The organism is Burkholderia cepacia (assembly GCF_001039005.1).
GTDB lineage: Bacteria > Pseudomonadota > Gammaproteobacteria > Burkholderiales > Burkholderiaceae > Burkholderia > Burkholderia theae.
This window is the reverse complement of record NZ_LDWR01000008.1, coordinates 1-16,872: the sequence shown is the minus strand read 5'-3', so window position 1 is coordinate 16,872 and position 16,872 is coordinate 1. Positions and strand designations below refer to the sequence as shown.

Annotated in this window: 19 protein-coding genes and 1 pseudogene; 9 read left to right on the top strand and 11 right to left on the bottom strand. The window is 65.0% G+C overall.

Annotated elements, in window-relative coordinates; all coding sequences use genetic code 11:
- Positions 1-18 precede the first annotated feature (18 nt).
- The 3 genes from VL15_RS03695 to VL15_RS03685 all read right to left on the bottom strand — a co-directional run bounded on the left by VL15_RS03695 (position 19) and on the right by VL15_RS03685 (position 2,808).
- The gene (locus VL15_RS03695; RefSeq protein ID WP_048243173.1) at positions 19-780 is read right to left on the bottom strand and encodes an SDR family oxidoreductase; all 762 of its coding nucleotides are present in this window, start codon (positions 778-780) and stop codon (positions 19-21) included.
- 83 nt (positions 781-863) lie between these two features.
- The gene (locus VL15_RS03690; protein ID WP_048243172.1) at positions 864-1,661 is read right to left on the bottom strand and encodes an alpha/beta hydrolase; all 798 of its coding nucleotides are present in this window, start codon (positions 1,659-1,661) and stop codon (positions 864-866) included.
- A 142-nt stretch (positions 1,662-1,803) separates the two neighbouring features.
- Complete coding sequence (locus VL15_RS03685; RefSeq protein ID WP_048243171.1) at positions 1,804-2,808, bottom strand: LysR family transcriptional regulator; 1,005 nt, start codon at positions 2,806-2,808, stop codon at positions 1,804-1,806.
- 278 nt (positions 2,809-3,086) lie between these two features.
- Between VL15_RS03685 and VL15_RS03680 the strand changes: the two genes are divergently transcribed.
- Positions 3,087-3,743, top strand: a complete 657-nt coding sequence (locus VL15_RS03680) for a glutathione S-transferase family protein (protein WP_048243170.1) — start codon at positions 3,087-3,089, stop codon at positions 3,741-3,743.
- A gap of 36 nt (positions 3,744-3,779) precedes the next feature.
- On the opposite strand, the gene VL15_RS03675 is transcribed toward VL15_RS03680, so the two are convergent.
- From VL15_RS03675 to VL15_RS03665, 3 genes are read right to left on the bottom strand one after another with little or no spacing between them, the layout of a single operon-like run.
- Complete coding sequence (locus VL15_RS03675; protein ID WP_048243169.1) at positions 3,780-4,655, bottom strand: lipid A biosynthesis lauroyl acyltransferase; 876 nt, start codon at positions 4,653-4,655, stop codon at positions 3,780-3,782.
- Positions 4,652-5,383 (bottom strand): class I SAM-dependent methyltransferase, encoded by a 732-nt coding sequence (locus VL15_RS03670; RefSeq protein ID WP_048243168.1) that lies wholly within the window; start codon positions 5,381-5,383, stop codon positions 4,652-4,654. The genes VL15_RS03675 and VL15_RS03670 overlap by 4 nt, the downstream gene beginning before the upstream one ends.
- 43 nt (positions 5,384-5,426) lie before the next feature.
- Complete coding sequence (locus tag VL15_RS03665; RefSeq protein WP_048243219.1) at positions 5,427-5,954, bottom strand: DedA family protein; 528 nt, start codon at positions 5,952-5,954, stop codon at positions 5,427-5,429.
- Between the two features lie 275 nt (positions 5,955-6,229).
- Between VL15_RS03665 and VL15_RS03660 the strand changes: the two genes are divergently transcribed.
- On the top strand, positions 6,230-6,895 hold the full coding sequence (locus VL15_RS03660) for a response regulator transcription factor (RefSeq protein WP_048243167.1): 666 nt from the start codon (positions 6,230-6,232) through the stop codon (positions 6,893-6,895).
- The gene (locus tag VL15_RS03655) at positions 6,892-8,277 is read left to right on the top strand and encodes an ATP-binding protein (RefSeq protein ID WP_048243166.1); all 1,386 of its coding nucleotides are present in this window, start codon (positions 6,892-6,894) and stop codon (positions 8,275-8,277) included. The genes VL15_RS03660 and VL15_RS03655 overlap by 4 nt, the downstream gene beginning before the upstream one ends.
- Before the next feature lie 31 nt (positions 8,278-8,308).
- Here the strand turns inward: VL15_RS03655 and VL15_RS03650 are convergent, their stop codons facing one another.
- Positions 8,309-8,878, bottom strand: coding sequence for a TetR/AcrR family transcriptional regulator (locus VL15_RS03650; protein ID WP_048243165.1), 570 nt, complete (start codon positions 8,876-8,878; stop codon positions 8,309-8,311).
- Positions 8,879-9,142: 264 nt separating this feature from the next.
- Between VL15_RS03650 and VL15_RS03645 the strand changes: the two genes are divergently transcribed.
- From VL15_RS03645 to VL15_RS03635, 3 genes are read left to right on the top strand one after another with little or no spacing between them, the layout of a single operon-like run.
- Positions 9,143-9,886: an SDR family oxidoreductase gene (locus tag VL15_RS03645; protein WP_048243164.1), complete on the top strand. Its 744-nt coding sequence runs from the start codon at positions 9,143-9,145 to the stop codon at positions 9,884-9,886.
- Between the two features lie 40 nt (positions 9,887-9,926).
- Complete coding sequence (locus tag VL15_RS03640) at positions 9,927-10,523, top strand: 2-hydroxychromene-2-carboxylate isomerase (protein ID WP_048243163.1); 597 nt, start codon at positions 9,927-9,929, stop codon at positions 10,521-10,523.
- 26 nt (positions 10,524-10,549) lie between these two features.
- Positions 10,550-12,199 (top strand): AMP-binding protein, encoded by a 1,650-nt coding sequence (locus tag VL15_RS03635; protein ID WP_048243162.1) that lies wholly within the window; start codon positions 10,550-10,552, stop codon positions 12,197-12,199.
- Positions 12,200-12,241: 42 nt separating this feature from the next.
- On the opposite strand, the gene VL15_RS03630 is transcribed toward VL15_RS03635, so the two are convergent.
- A complete protein-coding gene (locus tag VL15_RS03630) occupies positions 12,242-12,529 on the bottom strand; it encodes a DUF4148 domain-containing protein (RefSeq protein WP_080970702.1) in 288 nt (95 codons plus the stop codon).
- A gap of 293 nt (positions 12,530-12,822) precedes the next feature.
- Here VL15_RS03630 and VL15_RS03625 point away from each other — a divergent pair, with 293 nt between their 5' ends.
- Positions 12,823-13,536 (top strand): gamma-glutamylcyclotransferase, encoded by a 714-nt coding sequence (locus VL15_RS03625; RefSeq protein ID WP_048243161.1) that lies wholly within the window; start codon positions 12,823-12,825, stop codon positions 13,534-13,536.
- 17 nt (positions 13,537-13,553) lie between these two features.
- Here the strand turns inward: VL15_RS03625 and VL15_RS03620 are convergent, their stop codons facing one another.
- Together VL15_RS03620 and VL15_RS03615 are read right to left on the bottom strand one after the other, a co-directional pair.
- The gene (locus tag VL15_RS03620) at positions 13,554-14,465 is read right to left on the bottom strand and encodes a LysR family transcriptional regulator (RefSeq protein ID WP_048243160.1); all 912 of its coding nucleotides are present in this window, start codon (positions 14,463-14,465) and stop codon (positions 13,554-13,556) included.
- An 86-nt stretch (positions 14,466-14,551) separates the two neighbouring features.
- Entirely contained in the window at positions 14,552-15,004 is a 453-nt protein-coding gene (locus VL15_RS03615) for a MaoC family dehydratase (RefSeq protein ID WP_048243159.1), read from the bottom strand.
- A gap of 419 nt (positions 15,005-15,423) precedes the next feature.
- Here VL15_RS03615 and VL15_RS03610 point away from each other — a divergent pair, with 419 nt between their 5' ends.
- Positions 15,424-16,044, top strand: a complete 621-nt coding sequence (locus tag VL15_RS03610) for a GNAT family N-acetyltransferase (RefSeq protein WP_053077571.1) — start codon at positions 15,424-15,426, stop codon at positions 16,042-16,044.
- Here VL15_RS03610 and VL15_RS03605 read toward each other — a convergent pair.
- A pseudogene (locus VL15_RS03605) lies at positions 16,044-16,292 on the bottom strand (helix-turn-helix transcriptional regulator); the annotation flags it as partial. The gene VL15_RS03610 and the pseudogene VL15_RS03605 sit on opposite strands and share 1 nt — an antisense overlap.
- Positions 16,293-16,576: 284 nt before the next feature.
- Here VL15_RS03605 and VL15_RS03600 point away from each other — a divergent pair.
- Entirely contained in the window at positions 16,577-16,759 is a 183-nt protein-coding gene (locus VL15_RS03600) for a hypothetical protein (RefSeq protein WP_048243158.1), read from the top strand.
- Positions 16,760-16,872: the final 113 nt, after the last annotated feature.

Here is a 16,872-nt window from a genome sequence, read left to right as displayed (position 1 = left end):
ACGAGGCGCTTGCTGCTGTCATGCGACCGGAATCGGGTTGTCCGCGATGAACTGGTTGAACTGCTCGACGAACGCGTGTTCGTTCGGCCCCGCGTTGTCGCGCAACGGCTTGCCTGCCGCGACGACCACCTCCGTCGTCGCGGTTTCGAGCAGCGCCAGCGTCTCGGCGACGAACGCGTCGACCGGCATCGCGCGCGGGTCGCCGCTCTTGTGCACGAGATCGGTGTCGACCCACGGCGGCGCGATTTCGAGCACGCGCACGCTGGTGTCGCGCAGCGCGAAACGCTGCGACAGCGTGTACGAATGGATCGCGGCCTTCGTCGCCGAGTAGAGGGCCGTCGCGGCGAGCGGCACATACGCGAGCACCGAGCTGTTGTTGATGATGGTCGCGTCGGGCTGCTGCTTCAGATGCTCGACGAACGCCGCGCTCACGCGCACGGGGCCGAGCAGGTTCGTCGTGACGAGCTGCACTGCCTGTTCGTCGTCGAGCGGCCCGCCGGCATCGTCGAACGGCATGATGCCCGCGTTGTTGATTACGACGTTCAGCGCCGGATAACGCTCGATCAGTTGCGCGGCGACCGCGCGGATCTGCGCCGCGTCGCCGATATCGAGCTCGACCGTGTCGATGCCGGGGTTCTGTTGCGCGATTTCATCGAGCAGCGCCTTGCGCCGGCCCGCGACGATGACCTTGTTGCCGCGCCGGTGGAGGGCTTCCGCCAGCGCACGGCCGATACCCGACGTGCCGCCGGTGATGAAGAGGGTGTTTCCGCTGAGTTTCATGATGCGTGCTCCTGGGTGGGTGAAGATCGATCAAGGGACTTCGGATTCGCTGTACACCGGGCTGCCGCGAACGCGATGGCCGACTAGCTGCCCGCAAGCTGGCGCTGCAGGAAGCCGCTGGCCGCGAGCAACGTCGGCGCATGCGTTGCGATGCCAGCGCGCGTCGTGCCGGCAAAACGCGCGCATTCCGTGGGGACGCCCGCGGCGATCAACGACGCGGCGTAATGTTCGGCTTCGATATGCAGCCGGTCGTGCTCGACCGTGGCGATGAACGTGGCCGGTAGATGGGCCAAGCGGCACGATTCGAGCGGCGCGGCATACGGATGAACGCGCTGCGACAGCGTCGGCAGATACGCGCGGTAGCTGGCCGCCAGCGTGTCGATCGCGGGTGCCGCGTGCATCGCGTCCCGGCCGATGCGCGTCATGCTCGGGTCGAGCAGCGGGGCGAGCAGAACCTGCGCACGGATGCCGGCGTCGCCGCGGTCGCGCGCAATCGCGGCAAGGCCGGTGGCGATATTCGCGCCCGCGTCGTGGCCGGCAACGGCCATCTGCCGCTTGTCCGCGCGCATCGCCCTGGCTTCCGCGCGCACCCACTGCAACGCACGATGCGCGTCTTCCACCGCATTCGGAAACGGGAAGGCCGGGGCGAGCGAGTAGCCGACGGAGAGGACCCATGCACGCGCCTGCAACGCAAGCATCTCGCAGACGGCATTCGTGTCGTCGAGCGAGCCGGCGGTAAACAGGCCGCCGTGGAAATAAAGGACGATCGAGAGCGGGTGCTTGTGCGTCGACGGCCGGAAGCTGCGCACGTCGATCGGCTGGCTGTAGCCGGCGATACGCGCTTCTTCGACCAGCAAACCTGAAAGGGAAACGGTAGACATACCAGTCAACGCGGCTGCGTTCTCATGTGCTTGAACAATGAACGCATTCTGGTTGTTACCGCGGAACCGATAAATCTCGTGTTTGCCGCAACAGTGTTCTCGCCGCGAGAACAATTCGGCAGCCTTTGCCGGCGGGGCCTGGCTACGCTATCGGCTCTTCCTCGTCACCGTCCAGGTCGAGCGCGTCGCCATCCTGCGCGTCGATGCTGACCGGGCCGCAGCGCGCATCGGTCTCAGGCGTGCTCGACAACCGCGGATCGTTGCGGAACAGCTCGGCGATCCAGTCGACGAACGCGCGCACGGTGGCGGAGAGGTGGCGATTGTGCGGATAGACCGCGGAGATCGGCAGCGGCAGGGGTTTCCATTGCGACAGGATCTCGACCAGCGCGCCCGATTCGAGGTGCGGCAGCGCAAGGAAACGGGCGCCCTGGACGATGCCGAGGCCCTTCAGCGCACCGCTCAGATAGGCCTCGGCGTCGTTCACGGCAATGGCGCCGCGCATCCTGACCTCGACCGCCTTGCCGTCGACGTCGAACGTGAGCGGCATGATCCGCCCCGTGCGCCCCCAGTAGTAGTTCACGGTGTGGTGATCGGCGAGTTCTTCGAGTGTCTGCGGGGTGCCGGATTGTTCGAGATAGCCGGGGCTCGCGACGGTCACGCCCTGATAGATGCCGACACGCCGTGCCACGAGCGACGAATCCTGCAGCGTGCCGATCCGCACCACACAGTCGATGCCTTCCTGGACCAGGTCCAGCGGCTTGTCGCCGAGGCCGAGCATCAGGTCGATGTCCGGATAGCGCGCATGAAAATCGCTCAGCGCGGGCATGACGATGACGCGCCCGAGCGCGCCGGGCATGTCCACGCGCAGCCTGCCGCGCGGCGAGCGTTCCTTGCCGAGAAACGAATTCTCGATGTCGTCGAGATCCGCGAGCACGCGCACGCATCGCTCGTAATAGGCCGCGCCGTCCGCCGTGAGGTTCAGGCTGCGCGTGGTGCGCTGCAGCAGCCGGGCTTTCAGGTGCGCTTCGAGGCTCTGGACGATCACGGTCACGCGCCCCCGCGTCAGGTCCATCGTCTCGGCCGCACGCGTGAAGCTTTTCGTTTCCACGACGCGGGCGAATACTCTCATGGCCAACACGATATCCATGGCGCGGACCTTTCAGAACGACGCGTTGAGAACTCATGAAGCCCCCGTCGCGTTCGATACGCGTGGGAGGCCGCAACCCGGGCCGTTACGCCCAGCGCGCAGTCTAAACCGCTGCAGGAAAGGCCGCTACACGCCGCGGCGGCTGCGTGATTGCCCGACTTGCTCATGTCGGCGATGAGCCGGCCGGCAGCCGCTGCGCGCGTGCCCGTTGAGCGTGAATGAATTGACTTACATTGGATTTTTCAGATCGTTCAACCGATGTCCGTGGAGCGTACGCGATGAAACTGGTGGGGCCATGGTTGTCCGGGTACACGCGCCGTGTCGGCGTGACCTTGAATCTGCTGAACATTCCGTTCGAGCATCTGCCTTATCACGCTTACCGGCAACCGGAGCGCGTCGCGGCATTCAGCCCGATGAAGCGCGTTCCCGCGCTGCAACTGGACGACGGGCAGGTGCTCATCGACAGCGGCGCAATCGTCGACTATCTCGACAGCCTCGTTCCGGCCGAGCAGCGCCTGATGCCTGCCGGCGGCCCGGAGCGGGTGCGCGCGATGCAGCTCGTCAGCTATGCGGCGGCTTGCTACGACAAGCTGGCGCGCTATTGCGACGAACTGATGCTGCGCCCCGAATCTCACCGGCTGCCGCATCTGCAGGCCGGCTACCTGGAGCAGATGCAGGCCGGGTTCGGCATACTGAATGACGCGCATGCGGAACCGTGGTTGCTCGGCGCGCGCATTTCGCAAGCCGACATCATGACGGTCATCGCGTTTCAGAGTGCCGCGGTCGTCATGCCGCACGCGATCACCGGCGATGCCTTCCCGCGACTGGCGCGTCTCGCGCAGCATGCGATGCAATCGACGGCGTTTTCGTCGACGGTTCCCGACCTGAGCGATCTGCAGGCATCCGGGCTGGTCGGCACGAACGGCGGCGCATGACGGCCGCAGCCGCCGGACGTGCCGCTCATGCAGCCGTCAATAAACGCCTGGCTCGCCGGCCGGACGATGCTTGAAGCGTCGGTGCACCCAGTAGTACTGCTCGGGAAATCGCAGGATCTGCGCTTCGAGAAAGGCATTCATCGTGCGCGCGTCGAACGAGTCGCTATCGGTCGGATAACTGCCGAGCGGCTCGAAGATAGTCAGCTTGTAGCCGCGAAAGTCCGGCAGCACTTCGGTCACGAACGGTACGACCCGCGCGCCGCTCAGCTTCGCCAGCCGCGATACCGACGTCAGCGTGCAGGCCTGCACGCCGAACAGCGGCGCAAACACCGAACCCGTCGTGCCGTGATCCATGTCCGCGGCGAGCATCACCGGGGTGCCCGCGCGCAGCAGCCTGACGAGGTGTTTCGCACTCGCGCTGCGTTCGATCATCTCGGCCCCGAAGCGCCCGCGCTGACGTTTGGCGAGATCGCACATGCGACGGTTCGACATGCGCGTGTAGAGCGCCGCCACGGGCAGCGACGACGAATACAGCATGCAGCCCACCTCGATGCCGACGAAGTGAAAACCCATGAAGATCGTCGGCGGCGCATCCGGATCGTGGAGATCGATGTGGCTGTCCAGTTCAACCAGCCGATTGATCGAGCGCGCGCTGCCGAACCACTGGAATCCGCGCTCCAGGTAGCTCCGGACGACATGTTCGAAATGGGCGCGCGCGAGCACGTCGCGTTCCGCGTCGGTCTTCAGCGGAAAGCAGAGTTGCAGGTTCACATGCACCACGTGTTTGCGTCGGCTCGGTATGCGGTAGAGCGCGGCGCCGATGCTGCTGCCGGTTCTCGCGACCAGCGAGTACGGAAGAAAAGACAGGAACCGTAGTAGGCCGAACATCAGCCAGTACCCGAGAGCGTTCATGATGATGGACTTCCGTCTGTTGACTGCCCGGCGCCGCTCGAGTCGAGTGATGGAGTACGGGAGAATCGGGTTGTGTCGAGGCTGTTTGTAGAAGTGGCTTGCGCGACTACCTCTGACAGAGGCCGCGTGCCAGGCCGCTGGTGGCCGGCCGTATCGATTCGGCGTTCGAAGCGATACACGAAGGCGGGCGGGAAGTTCATCCACGCGATGCCGACTCGGACTGCGCGAAGGCGCATGGCCTCCAGATAACGCGCCGGGATCGGGCAGCGCGGCACATACGTGAATTGGTAGAACGCACCACCGGTAGCCAAGTGACGCGCGAAGGCGCAGTGAACGATCGCGACGGCCTGTTCGACCGGCATCGCGACGAGTGGCAATCCGCTCACAATAACATGGGCGCGCTCCCCGCCGAAGAAATCACCCGTCATGCCGAGCTGGGCCGCATCCATCTGCATGATCCGCAACGCGGGAAACTGATGCCGCAAGGCGTTCGCGAAAGCCGGATCGGCTTCCACCAGCACCAGCCTGTCGTTCGCGACACCGCGCGCGAGCAGTGCACGCGTGAACACGCCGGTGCCCGCACCGAGTTCGATCACGGATGCGCCGCCGCGCGGAATATATGCGGTAATCAGCGCGGCGAGTGCCGGGCCGGACGGCGCGAGCGCGCCGACCCGGCGCGGATTGCGTAACCAGGACCGCAGGAACAGCATCCATTCGGGGATTCGCATCGACAAGCTCCTGGCGGAATCGATCGGGACATCTCATGTCCGGCTAGATGGTGACTTGCGCGGCCAGATAGCCGGCCGTGATGAACAGCGTGTTCCATAGCGCGATACCGGCCGCGGCGCCCGACGCAAAACGCGCGAAACTCGTTTCCAGCAAGCCGGCGAGTGCCGGCGCGACGAGCCGGACGAACGGCACCAGTTGCGACCACAGCGCGAGGCGTGTGGGCCGCGCGCGGATTCCCGCGATCAGCGCGTCCATTCTTGCGGGCTGCAGCCTGCCGAGGGGTGCGAGACGGCGCAGCAGGGTCAGCGCGCTGTCTTCCGGCCACAGATTGCCGAGCGCGTAATGAAACAGGCAGCCCGCGAAGCTGCCGAGCACCGTGACGACGATCGCTTCCGGCAGCGTCCACGCCCCTTGCGCGCAGGCGACGCCGATCATCGTGAGGAGCACGTGGGATGGCAGCACGGGGATCAGCCGCTCGATCAGCGACAGGCCGACGAGGCAGGCGATGCTATTGGTGCCGGCCAGGCTGAGCGCGAGGCCGAACGGGACGAGCGTGGCGAACTGGTTCATCGCGCCGCTCCCGCATGGCAGGCGCGCAACGCGCACGACATTCCATGCCAGAATGGCCCGCACCGGGACAGCGCGAGGGTGGAGTCCCGTGCCGCCTTGCATCGCAGCAACGGAATCGAACGACATAACACAGTCATGGCGGGCCTCTCGAGTAAACGCCTGATGCATTGCACCGGCAATGCGGCGATCGACACGGATCGTGGCCCCCGGGCTTTAAGAAGTTTTTAATCGCGGTCCGTCAGGCTGGTGACCTCGTCATTCGAGGAGCGAAACCGATGCATATCCTGTTGGTGGAAGACGATGTCATGCTGGCCGATGCCGTTCGTGCCGGCCTGGCGCAGAACGGCTGGCGCGCGGACTGGTCGGCCGACGTGCCGGCCGCGCGGCTCGCGCTCGTCGATCACGGCTACGACGCGGTGCTGCTCGACCTGCAGCTGCCCGGCGCGTCCGGTTTCACGCTGCTCGCCGCGATGCGCGAGAACTACGACGCGACGCCTGTATTGATCGTCACCGCGCGCGATCAGCTGAGCGACCGAATCCGTGGCCTCGACGCGGGCGCCGACGACTATCTGGTGAAGCCGTTCCAGCTGGAGGAGCTCTACGCGCGGCTTCGCGCGCTGACGCGCCGCAGCCAGGGCCGCGTGTCGGAGCGGTTGATCTACCGCGACGTACACGTCGATCCGGCGCGCAAGGAAGTCACGCGTGCCGGCGAACCCGTTGCGCTCAGCATTCACGAGTACCGGACACTGGTCGCGCTGATGGAGCGGCAAGGGCGAATCGTCACGCGCACGCAACTCGAAGAGCGCGTGTACGGCAACGACGGCGCGATCGAAAGCAACACGATCGCGGTCTACATCCATCAGCTTCGGCGCAAGCTCGGCGACGAACTGATCGTGACGGTGCATGGCTTCGGCTATCGCGTCGGGGAGGGCACGGCATGAAGTCGCTACGCCTGCGCCTGCTCGCGACCGTGATGGCGACGGTCATCGTGTTCTGGGCGGGTTGGGGCGCGTTTCTCGGCATCGGCCTGTGGCGCGAACAGCGCGGCTGGCGCGACGGCATGCTCGAGGGCGCCGCGCAACTGCTGCTGTTGTCGTTGCCCGATGCGATCGATCGGCTGCCCGAAGCAAGCGCTCAGGCGGTATTGCCGAAAGCCGCGTACGGCAAATACGACGTCGCGTTCCAGATCTGGGTCGACGGCCGCAACGTGATGCACAGCGCGGATGCGCCGGGGTCGGCGCTCAAGGCCGATCCGCAGGACGGATACGGCGTGAGCACCGGGCGCGGCGTCGCGCACGACGAGACCTGGCGGGTCTACTCGCTGTCGGATCCGGCGCGCCGGATTCGCGTTCAGACGGGCGGCCCGGCCACGACCTGGCAGGAGAAGGCGAGCAATGCGCTGCAACTCGGCCTGTTCAATACGGCGCTGATGCTCGGGATGCTGGGCGTCGCGATCTGGTGGGTGATCCGCTGGTCGTTCGGGCCGGTGCGCGACGTCCAGCGCACGATCCAGCGGAAGGCCGCATTCGATTTCTCGCCGTTGCCGCTGACGACGCTGCCGCGCGAGCTTCGGCCGCTCGTCGATTCGTTCAATCGTCTGCTCGCGCGGCTGAGTCAGGCCGTCGACACCGAGCGCCGTTTCATCGGCGATGCGGCGCACGAGTTGCGCATTCCGCTGGCGGCGTTGTCGGCTCAGGCGGAAGTGGCGTTGCGGGCGAACAGTCTGGCGGACAAGGACGCAGCCCTGCGCCGGCTGGCCACGGGCGTCGAGCGCAGCGCGCGGCTAACCGGGCAATTGCTCGAACTGGCGCGGCTGGATGCCGGATCGCGCGCGGAGCAGCACGGGCCGGTGGACCTGTCGCGGCTCGTTGCGCTGATCGCGAGCGACTTCGACGCGGCGGCGCATGCACGCCGACAGACGATGCGGGTCGCGGTCGAACCGGTGCACGTCTGGGGCGACCTGGACGAGATCGCGATTGCGGTGCGGAACGTGATCGACAACGCGCTGCGTTACGGCCGCGAAGGCGGGCGGGTCGAGATCACGTGCGACAGTCCAGCGGACGCGGATGGCGCGCGGGTCAGGCTGCGTATCGCGGACGACGGGCCGGGCGTGCCGGTCGACGAGCGTGCGCGGATCTTCGAACGCTTCTACCGGGTGCCCGGGACGGTGCAGCCGGGCAGCGGGATCGGCCTGTCGCTGGTCGCGCGGATCGCCGCGTCTCACGGCGGGTCGGTCGAGGTTGCGGACGGTATCGACGGGCGCGGACTGGCGGTGATCCTGTCGTTCCCGATCTGGCTGGAGCCGGCGCGCTGGCAGCGCTAGCGCGGGCGCCGGCGAGAGGTGAAGACCCAGCTCAGCGCAGCGAATCGATCGCCAGCGCTTTGCCAAGGAAGCGCCGGCTGGCGGCAAGAATCTCCTTGCGCGTGCGCTCCGACTCCACCGAGCGTGCGAGCACCAATGCGCCGACGCACTGGGCAATCAGTGCCCATGCCACATCGGCATCGCCCGTGCGGCCGCTCCAGCTCTTTTGCGTGCGCTTGAGTGCCTGCTCCACGACTTCCCGAACCTCCGGTTCCGCGCGTGCGATCTCCGGCCCGAGGGTCGGCAGCACGCAGCCGTCCTCCGGGTGCAACGCATGAACCGAGCTCAGGTAGTTTCGCAAACAGCGTGCGACATGGTCGGCAGGCGACGCATCGTCCCCGGCCAGCATCTCCGCGCTCTTCTCGACCTCCTCGCTGACGAGCGCTTCAAACAGCGCCTGCTTCGAAGGGAAGTGCGTATAGAAGGCGCCGCCGGTGAGCCCGATCGACGCCATCAACGCATCGATGCCCGTCGTCGCAAAACCACCGCGCTTCGCGATCGCTCGGCTCTGGGCGATCAGCTTCTGGCGGGTTTCTTCCTTGTGGGTACTTGAGTAGCGCATGGTCGCCGGGATCCATCGTTGGCAAAAAATTCAAATTCAGAATAGCCGTCAGTTGCCAGCCATTCAAGCCTGGACTCGCTGGGATCACGAACGCCAAGGTTGACGCGGAAAAGGGCCGATCGATGTTAGCACGCCCGCCTGGCGCCGCCGGGGGCCGTCAGCCGCCTTCCGCGAAATCCGGACGGTACTAGGGTAATCAATGACTAGGCAGATCGGGACCGGCGCCCTATAAGTAAACGATCGTTAATCAATAAAGGAGGAGAGATGGCCAATGAGATCGTGAAGGGTCGACCGGCAGCGCTCGTCATCGGCGCCGGCGATGCGACCGGCGGCGCCATCGCGCGACGCTTCGCGCGCGAAGGGCTGGTGGCCTGCGTGGTGCGTCGCCAGGCGGACAAGCTCGAACCGTTGATCCGGCAAATCGAGGCCGAGGGCGGGGCGGCGGTCGGTTTCGGGGCCGATGCGCGCAAGGAGGAAGACGTGATCGATGTCGTGTCGCGGATCGAACAGGAGATCGGCCCGATCGAGGCGATGGTCTTCAACATCGGTGCGAACGTGCCGTGCAGCATCCTCGAGGAAACCGCGCGCAAGTACTACAAGATCTGGGAAATGGCCTGCTTCAGCGGCTTCCTGTTCGGCCGGGAAGTGGCAAAGCGCATGGTCGGGCGAGAGCGGGGAACCATCATCTTCACCGGCGCGACCGCCGCCATTCGCGGGTCAGCCAATTTCGCGGCGTTCGCCGGCGCCAAGCATGCATTGCGTGCACTGGCCCAGAGCATGGCGCGCGAACTGGGAAAGAAGAATATCCATGTCGCGCACGTCGTGGTGGACGGCGCGATCGACACCGAATTCATTCGCGAGAATTTCCCGGAGCGGTACGCGACGAAGGCGGAAGACGGCATCCTCAATCCGGATCACATCGCCGACAACTACTGGCATCTGCATACCCAACCTCGCGATGCGTGGACGCACGAGCTGGATCTGCGGCCGTGGCGCGAGACGTGGTGAGTCATCCGTCTCGACGGCCCGCAATCCAAAAGGAATCTCCATGAGCAAACGCATCGACTTCTACTTCGACTTCGGCAGCCCGACGGCCTACCTCGCGTGGACCCAGCTTCCCGGCATCGCCGCCGACCATCAGGCGGAGCTCGTCTTCAAGCCGGTTCTGCTGGGCGGCATCCACAAGGCGACGAACAATGCGTCGCCGGCAACGATCCCCGCCAAGTCCGCGTGGATGCGCAAGGATCTCGAGCGGTTCGCGCGCAAGTACGGCGTGCGCTTCGCATACAACCCGTATTTCCCCATCAACACGCTGGTCCTGATGCGCGGCGCCACCGGCACGCAGATGCGCGACGAAGCGCTGTTCCAGCGATATGTCGACGCGATGTTCCGGGCGATGTGGGAAACGCCGCAGAACCTTGGCGACATGGAGACGTTGCAAAAGGTCTTGCGAGATGCCGATCTCGATCCTCGGCTGCTCTACGAGATCACCCAGGATCAGGCGGTCAAGGACAAGCTGAAGGCGGACACCGAGGCGGCGGTTGCCAGAGGGCTCTTCGGCGCGCCGACGATGTTCGTCGGCGAGCACATGTTCTTCGGGCAGGATCGGCTCGACTTCGTTCGCGACGCACTCGCAGCCGATTGAACGAACCCAGTCAGGGGGCAGGCAGCATGAAGAGAATCTGGCAGCGGCAGTACCAGGAAGGTGTTCCCGCGGACATCGACATTGAAGGCTATCGATCGGCGGTCGATTTTCTCACCCGGGCCACCGACGCGCGCCCCGACGAGACGGCAATGGTATGTCTGGGCTCGACACTGAGTTATCGGGAGCTGGATACGCTCAGTCGTGCGTTCGCCGGCTACCTGTTGGACGTCGAAGGGCAGCATGCCGGCGACCGTGTCGCGATCATGCTGCCGAACCTGCTTCATTATCCCGTCGTGGTGTTCGGCGCGCTGCGGGCGGGCCTCACGCTCGTGAACCTGAATCCGTTCTATACGGTGCGCGAGGTGCTGTTCAATCTGCAGGATAGCGGCGCAAGCCTGCTCGTCGTGGCGGAATCGGCGCTGGACGTGGTGCCGGCCGACGTCGAGGGGCGGCCCTGCCGGGTCGTCGTCGCGGCGGCCGACGAAATGCCGTCGTTTGCACAGTGGGCGCGGCAAACGGCCATGCCGGCTCCGAGTCCGGTACAAGGGGAGCGGTGCCGGTTCAAGGACGCGCTCCTGACAGGCCGCACCGTGGCCTATCGCGATCCGGTCGTGACACCGGACATGAATGCCTTCTTGCAGTACACGGGCGGCACGACGGGAAAAAACAAGGCGGCCATTCTGTCGCACCGGAACATCATCGCGAACACCCGGATCATGTGCGACTGGTTCGGCGCCGATTTCACCCGGGGTGACGAGTGTCTCGTGACCGTCCTGCCGATCTATCACATCATGGGGCTGGCCGTCGGCTGCTTCTTTTCGGTGGCGATGACACGCAAGAACGTGCTGATCCCGAACCCGCGCGATCTCGAACATTTCGCGGATGCGTTCCACGCCCACCGCTTTACGTTTCTGCTTGGCGTCAACACGTTGTTCAATGCGCTGCTCGAACACGAGCCGTTTCGTGCGCTGGATTTCAGTTGCCTCCGGCAAACGATCGGCGCCGGCGCGCAGGTGGAGGCGAGCGTCGCGAGAAGGTGGCTCGAACTGACCGGCTGCCATCTTCTCAGTGCATACGGGTTGACCGAGGCCTCGCCCAGCGTCTGTGCCACACCGCCCCATGCATTCGCGCGCCGGGATAGCGTCGGCGTGCCGTTTCCGTCGACCGACATCAAGCTGCTGGACGAGGAGGGGCACGAGGCGCCGATCGGTACGCCGGGCGAAATCACGGTAAAAGGTCCGCAGGTCATGAGCGGCTACTGGAACCGGCCCGAGGAAACCCGCGACACCTTTACCGCCGACGGTTATCTTCGAACCGGCGATATCGGCATGCTCGACAAGGACGGATTCCTGTCGATCGTCGATCGCAAGAAGGACGTCGTGCTGGTGTCCGGATTCAACGTCTACCCGAACGAGATCGAGGCCGTCATCAGCCTGCACGACGCAGTCGTCGAGTGCGCGTGTATCGGCGTTCCGGACGAAAAGACGGGTGAAGCGCTCAAGGTGTTCGTGGTGTCGCGGCGGCGAGAACTCACGGCAGACGTTCTGCAGCGATTCGCCCGCGAGCACCTGACCGCATACAAGGTGCCTCGACAATTCGAATTTATCGACGCGTTGCCGAAGTCGCCGGTCGGGAAAGTGCTCCGTCGCGCGTTGAGGCAAGCGAGAAGGGCGTAGCGACTGGTGCACGGGAAGCCGGGTCCCGTGCACCGCGACACTTCATTTCCGCGTGACGTTCAGCGGCGAATGCGTTTCCGCCTGAAACATGACCTGCTTGCTGCCGGATTCGGTCTGCGCGTCAAGTTCGTGCTGGCGTGCAACCTTCGCTTCGGCGGCCTGCAGGCTTTCCGCATAGTAGTAGTCCATCGGGTTGTAACCGGCGTGCTCGAGCTCGACGAGCTCGGCGCGAACCTGCGCGCGCGTCAGCGGCTGGGTTTCCTGCGCGAAAACGACTGCCGGCGCGACGAGTGCGAATGCAACGACGAGTGTGCGAATCAGCGATTTCATGATGACCACCTCCGGAATATTCGGCGAAGCGACCTGTGTTTCAGTCGTTGAGCGGAGCTTAGGATCGAACGACGTCGCGATAAATGGCCGTCGCTCCAATTCAACGTTCCAGTTGGAACAAAAATGCCGGAGCGATCGTGCCGCCCGATGAAAAGGGCTGTTGATCGCATGTCGCCCGCATCGCGTTCGCTTTTTCATTCGCGACAAAAGCGCATTGTTCGCGCTCGGCTTCCCCGCGCCGGCAGCGCAATCTACAGTCGTTTCATCACCACGACGCGCAATCGCATCCGGCCATGTCCGACGATCGACGCACCACCGATTCCGACTACGAGATGACGCGCGAGCGTCTGGCGCGAGGCACGCTGCTGCACGCGCTGCGCGCGGATCCGCCGGCCGGCATGACGGTGCGAAGCGATGCGGAACTCGAACACACGTTGCAGGCCACGCTCGACCGCCACCCATCCGGGCGCGATCTCCACGTATTCGCATATGGCTCGCTGATGTGGAATCCGGCGTTCGATATGGCCGGCTCGTCGGTTGCGCGCGTGGACGGCTGGCACCGCGCGTTCTGCTTGCGGCTCATCATCGCGCGCGGCACGCCCGAGCAACCGGGCGCAATGCTCGCGCTCGACCGCGGCGGCAGATGCGACGGCGTGCTGTACCGGATCGACGCGTCCAAGGTCGAAGTCGAATTGCGCTTGCTGTGGCGGCGCGAAATGCTGGCCGACTCGTACCAACCGCGCTGGATTACGGCGAAGGTCGACGGCCAGGCGATCCGCGCGCTGACATTCGTCGTCAACCGGTCGCACGATCGTTACCTCGGCGGATACGCGCTCGACCGTGTCGCGCACCTGATCCGCACCGGCCGCGGCCCGCTCGGCACGTCGCGCGACTACTTCGATTCGACCGTGCAGGCATTGGCGCGTCTCGGTCTCCATGACGCCGGCATCGAACGGCTCGTGCGCGAAATACGCGGCGCGGACAACGCGGAAGCCGCGATCGGTTGACCCCCGCGTTTGCGGCGTCAGCGGCGCCTGAGGTGTTCGTCGCGCTCGAACAGCGCGATGACCCAGTCGATGAACACCCGCACTTTCGCGCTCAGGTAGCGGTTCGGCGCGTAGATCACGTAGACCGGATTCGCATGGGGCGTCCAGTCCTCGAGGATCGGCACGAGCGTGCCGGCGGCGATGGCAGCACGGACCGAATAGGACGGCGCCTGGATGATGCCGAGGTTCGCATGGCCCGCGGCCAGGTAGGCATTCGTATCGTTCACGACGAGCCGATGATTCAATGCGAGATCGTTTCTTTTGCCGTCTTCCGAGAACTGAAACGGCAGCGAGCGGCCGCCGCGGGAAGGAATCATGCCGAGCGTCGGAAAATCGCGCAGCGCATCCGGCGACGCAGGCGTGCCGTGCGTGTCGAGAAACGCCGGCGTCGCGCAGGTCGTGAAGCCGAAGCTGCCGATCTGCCGTGCAACCAGCGACTGCTCGTCGACTTCGCCCGCGCGTATCGCGCAGTCGATCCCTTCGGCGATCAGGTCGGTACGCTTGTTGCCGATATCGAGTTCGATCTCGACGTCGGGGTAGGCGTCATAGAATGCCGCGAGCGCGGGCACGAGAACGAGCGTGCCGATCGCCGCGGCCGTATCCACGCGAATCTTGCCGGACGGCTTCGCGCGCGCATGGGTCGTCGACGATTCGATTTCCGCGAGATCGGCAAGCAGCCGCACGACACGCTCGTAGTAGATCGCCCCTTCGGGCGTGACCGTCACCGATCGTGTGGTGCGATGCAGCAAGCGCACCTGCAGGTCTTCCTCGAGTTTCTGGATCAACCGCGTCAGCGTCGCATTCGGCATGTCGAGCGTATCGGCCGCTTTCGTGAAGGTTCCGGCCTCCACGACGCGGACGAAGGCATTCATCGCAGCGATGCGGTCCATGTGCGCGACTCCGGTCGAGAGTGGTGTCGCCATTAAACCGCAATCCGGCTGCGCGCCGCTAGTTGAGCGGTTCAGGGCAGAGCGCGTCACGCGGCGCGACGCTCGACCATCAGCCTGGCGGTGAGAATCTGCACGACTTCGCCGCGCTGATTGAGCGTCCTGGTTCGCAGCGTCAGTACGCCGTACTGCGGGCGCGACCGGGACGGCGTCAGCTCGACGACTTCGCTCTCGACGCGCAGCACGTCGCCGGCGCGCGTCGGCCGTTTCCATTCGACGTCGGCGCCGGCGCCGAGTATTCCTTTCGCCAGCTTCGGCCCGCTCAGCACGAGCAGCCGCATCGTGATCGCCGCGGTATGCCAGCCGCTGGCGGCCAGGCCGCCGAACATCGTGCCGCGCGCGGCTTCGTCGTCGAGATGGAACGGCTGCGGATCGAATTCCGCGGCGAAGCGCTTGATGTCGGCCTCGGTCACCTCGACCGAGCCGCCGACGAAGGTGTCGCCGACCGTGAAATCGTCGAAGTAGAAAAGCGGCTGTTCCATGGACGTATCCGATGCGCTGGAGGGAAGATCCGGGCGGCGTCGCTGAGGCGTTGTCGTCCGGGCTTGATGCCACTGTATGAAACGTTCCGGCGCGGAGTAAGAGGGGGGCGATGAATGCGGCATTCCGGATCGGTCAATAATCGGCGCGGCGGGATGCGGGTGCCGCAAGCGGCGACGAACGGGGAGCAGGCCCCGCGTGACGGGGCCGCACGGTGCCGACGGGCGGTCGTGCTCACGACGCCTACCGGCCGGCATTATTGATGCGATCGGAAAACCGCTTTGATCCGGCGCGACTGGGGGAGAGGCGCGCGTATCGCTAGACTGAGTGCATGACGAAGCGCCAGCCGGCAGCGGTTTGCTTTCGGTGTCGAAAGGAAATCCGACACACGGCGGGTAGCGTCAACCCTGCGGAGGCAAGGATGGATACGATCGAGATCGAACAAGCCCCGTCCCGCGACGCGATGCCGGACGCGCCGGCCCTCAGCATCCGGCACATCTGGGAGGCGCGGGACAAAACGCCGGTACTCCTGCGCGCAATCGAGCACCGCGATCTCGGGATCGAACGCGACCTGGTCGACCGGCTGTCGAACCAGAGCCGCTATATGCGGCTGATGTCGGCCCGCAAGCCGACCGAAGACGAGATGGTTCGATGGACCCGCATCGATCGCCGGCGGGAAGGTGCGGTGATCGCGACGATCCGGCCCGGCGGCCGCGAGCGGTTGATCGGCGTCGCGCGTTACGCAATGAACGATGGCGAATCCGATGTCGTCGAGTGCGCGATCGTGATCGACGATGCGTGGCAACGGCAAGGACTCGGCCGTGCGTTGCTGTCGAGCCTGATCGATCTTGCGATACGGTCGGGCATGAAGTGCATGGTCGGCACGACATTGAGCGAGAACGATGCGATGACCGGCCTCGCGCGATCGCTCGGATTCACGCTGTCCCGCGAACCGGGGGCCGCGTTCGTGACGAATCTGCGGCTCGATCTGGACGCGAGTCACGCATGTCACGCGGGCTCGCTCGTTCTCCCCGGGTCGTAGAACATCACTTCGTCACCGACGATGTTTTTCTTGAAGTAGCGCGGGTAGTACTCGGTCATCCGGAAGTTGTCCGGCGCGACGTCGGCCAGCGTGTAGAAGCCCGACGCCTGCGTTTCGAACACGGCGAGATAGGACGGATCGAGCTGATAGAGCGCGGCCAGATAGTCCTGGAACATCAGATCGATCTTGCCGTCGGGCATCGCCTGTTCGGCGAGCACGAGCGGCGCGGCATCGCGTGCGAAATCGAGGCGAGGAGGGGGCATTCGGACGCGAAAGCTGACATACATGGCTGCAGTCACCGACAACAGCCCCGATCCCCGCCAGTGCGGCCGGACTTCAAATCCTGGTTGGGGTGTCGGACACGCTCGAGTCGGTTCGAGTCGTGCAGCTTCCGGTTGCCAGGAAACCCGCGCTTGCACGAAGCCAATCCGGCAAAACCGGATTCCCGATTGTGAAATCGCACCTCCTCTGATAGTGTTTTTCGCCCGGCAACGACTCGCGTTGCCAATCACATAACGATAGCGAAAGACCTATGGCAACCAAGTTTGTGCATTTTCAAGACGTGAATGGCAATGCCGTCTACGTCAATCCCGAACGCGTAACTTTCGTGCGCGAAGCCCAGTCCGACGAAACCCAGATCTTCTTCGGCGCCGAGCATGCGTTGAGAGTCAAGGGTGGCGCGGCCGATGTCGCCAGTCGGATTGCCGACGAATAACACGCGGCGACCAATGGATGGGCCCGATCATGGGTGCGAATCACTGCATTCTCGGGGCCCAAAACGCGACATTTCAACTTGGTACCTACATCAATGTCATACCCGGATTCAGA

Bases quoted from the DNA above. Each gene is read 5' to 3' on its own strand.
- VL15_RS03695 (WP_048243173.1), bottom strand. From the start codon at position 780: ATGAAACTCAGCGGAAACACCCTCTTCATCACCGGCGGCACGTCGGGT.
- VL15_RS03690 (WP_048243172.1), bottom strand. From the start codon at position 1,661: ATGTCTACCGTTTCCCTTTCAGGTTTGCTGGTCGAAGAAGCGCGTATC.
- VL15_RS03685 (WP_048243171.1), bottom strand. From the start codon at position 2,808: ATGGATATCGTGTTGGCCATGAGAGTATTCGCCCGCGTCGTGGAAACG.
- VL15_RS03680 (WP_048243170.1), top strand. From the start codon at position 3,087: ATGAAACTGGTGGGGCCATGGTTGTCCGGGTACACGCGCCGTGTCGGC.
- VL15_RS03675 (WP_048243169.1), bottom strand. From the start codon at position 4,655: ATGAACGCTCTCGGGTACTGGCTGATGTTCGGCCTACTACGGTTCCTG.
- VL15_RS03670 (WP_048243168.1), bottom strand. From the start codon at position 5,383: ATGCGAATCCCCGAATGGATGCTGTTCCTGCGGTCCTGGTTACGCAAT.
- VL15_RS03665 (WP_048243219.1), bottom strand. From the start codon at position 5,954: ATGAACCAGTTCGCCACGCTCGTCCCGTTCGGCCTCGCGCTCAGCCTG.
- VL15_RS03660 (WP_048243167.1), top strand. From the start codon at position 6,230: ATGCATATCCTGTTGGTGGAAGACGATGTCATGCTGGCCGATGCCGTT.
- VL15_RS03655 (WP_048243166.1), top strand. From the start codon at position 6,892: ATGAAGTCGCTACGCCTGCGCCTGCTCGCGACCGTGATGGCGACGGTC.
- VL15_RS03650 (WP_048243165.1), bottom strand. From the start codon at position 8,878: ATGCGCTACTCAAGTACCCACAAGGAAGAAACCCGCCAGAAGCTGATC.
- VL15_RS03645 (WP_048243164.1), top strand. From the start codon at position 9,143: ATGGCCAATGAGATCGTGAAGGGTCGACCGGCAGCGCTCGTCATCGGC.
- VL15_RS03640 (WP_048243163.1), top strand. From the start codon at position 9,927: ATGAGCAAACGCATCGACTTCTACTTCGACTTCGGCAGCCCGACGGCC.
- VL15_RS03635 (WP_048243162.1), top strand. From the start codon at position 10,550: ATGAAGAGAATCTGGCAGCGGCAGTACCAGGAAGGTGTTCCCGCGGAC.
- VL15_RS03630 (WP_080970702.1), bottom strand. From the start codon at position 12,529: ATGAAATCGCTGATTCGCACACTCGTCGTTGCATTCGCACTCGTCGCG.
- VL15_RS03625 (WP_048243161.1), top strand. From the start codon at position 12,823: ATGTCCGACGATCGACGCACCACCGATTCCGACTACGAGATGACGCGC.
- VL15_RS03620 (WP_048243160.1), bottom strand. From the start codon at position 14,465: ATGGACCGCATCGCTGCGATGAATGCCTTCGTCCGCGTCGTGGAGGCC.
- VL15_RS03615 (WP_048243159.1), bottom strand. From the start codon at position 15,004: ATGGAACAGCCGCTTTTCTACTTCGACGATTTCACGGTCGGCGACACC.
- VL15_RS03610 (WP_053077571.1), top strand. From the start codon at position 15,424: ATGGATACGATCGAGATCGAACAAGCCCCGTCCCGCGACGCGATGCCG.
- VL15_RS03600 (WP_048243158.1), top strand. From the start codon at position 16,577: ATGGCAACCAAGTTTGTGCATTTTCAAGACGTGAATGGCAATGCCGTC.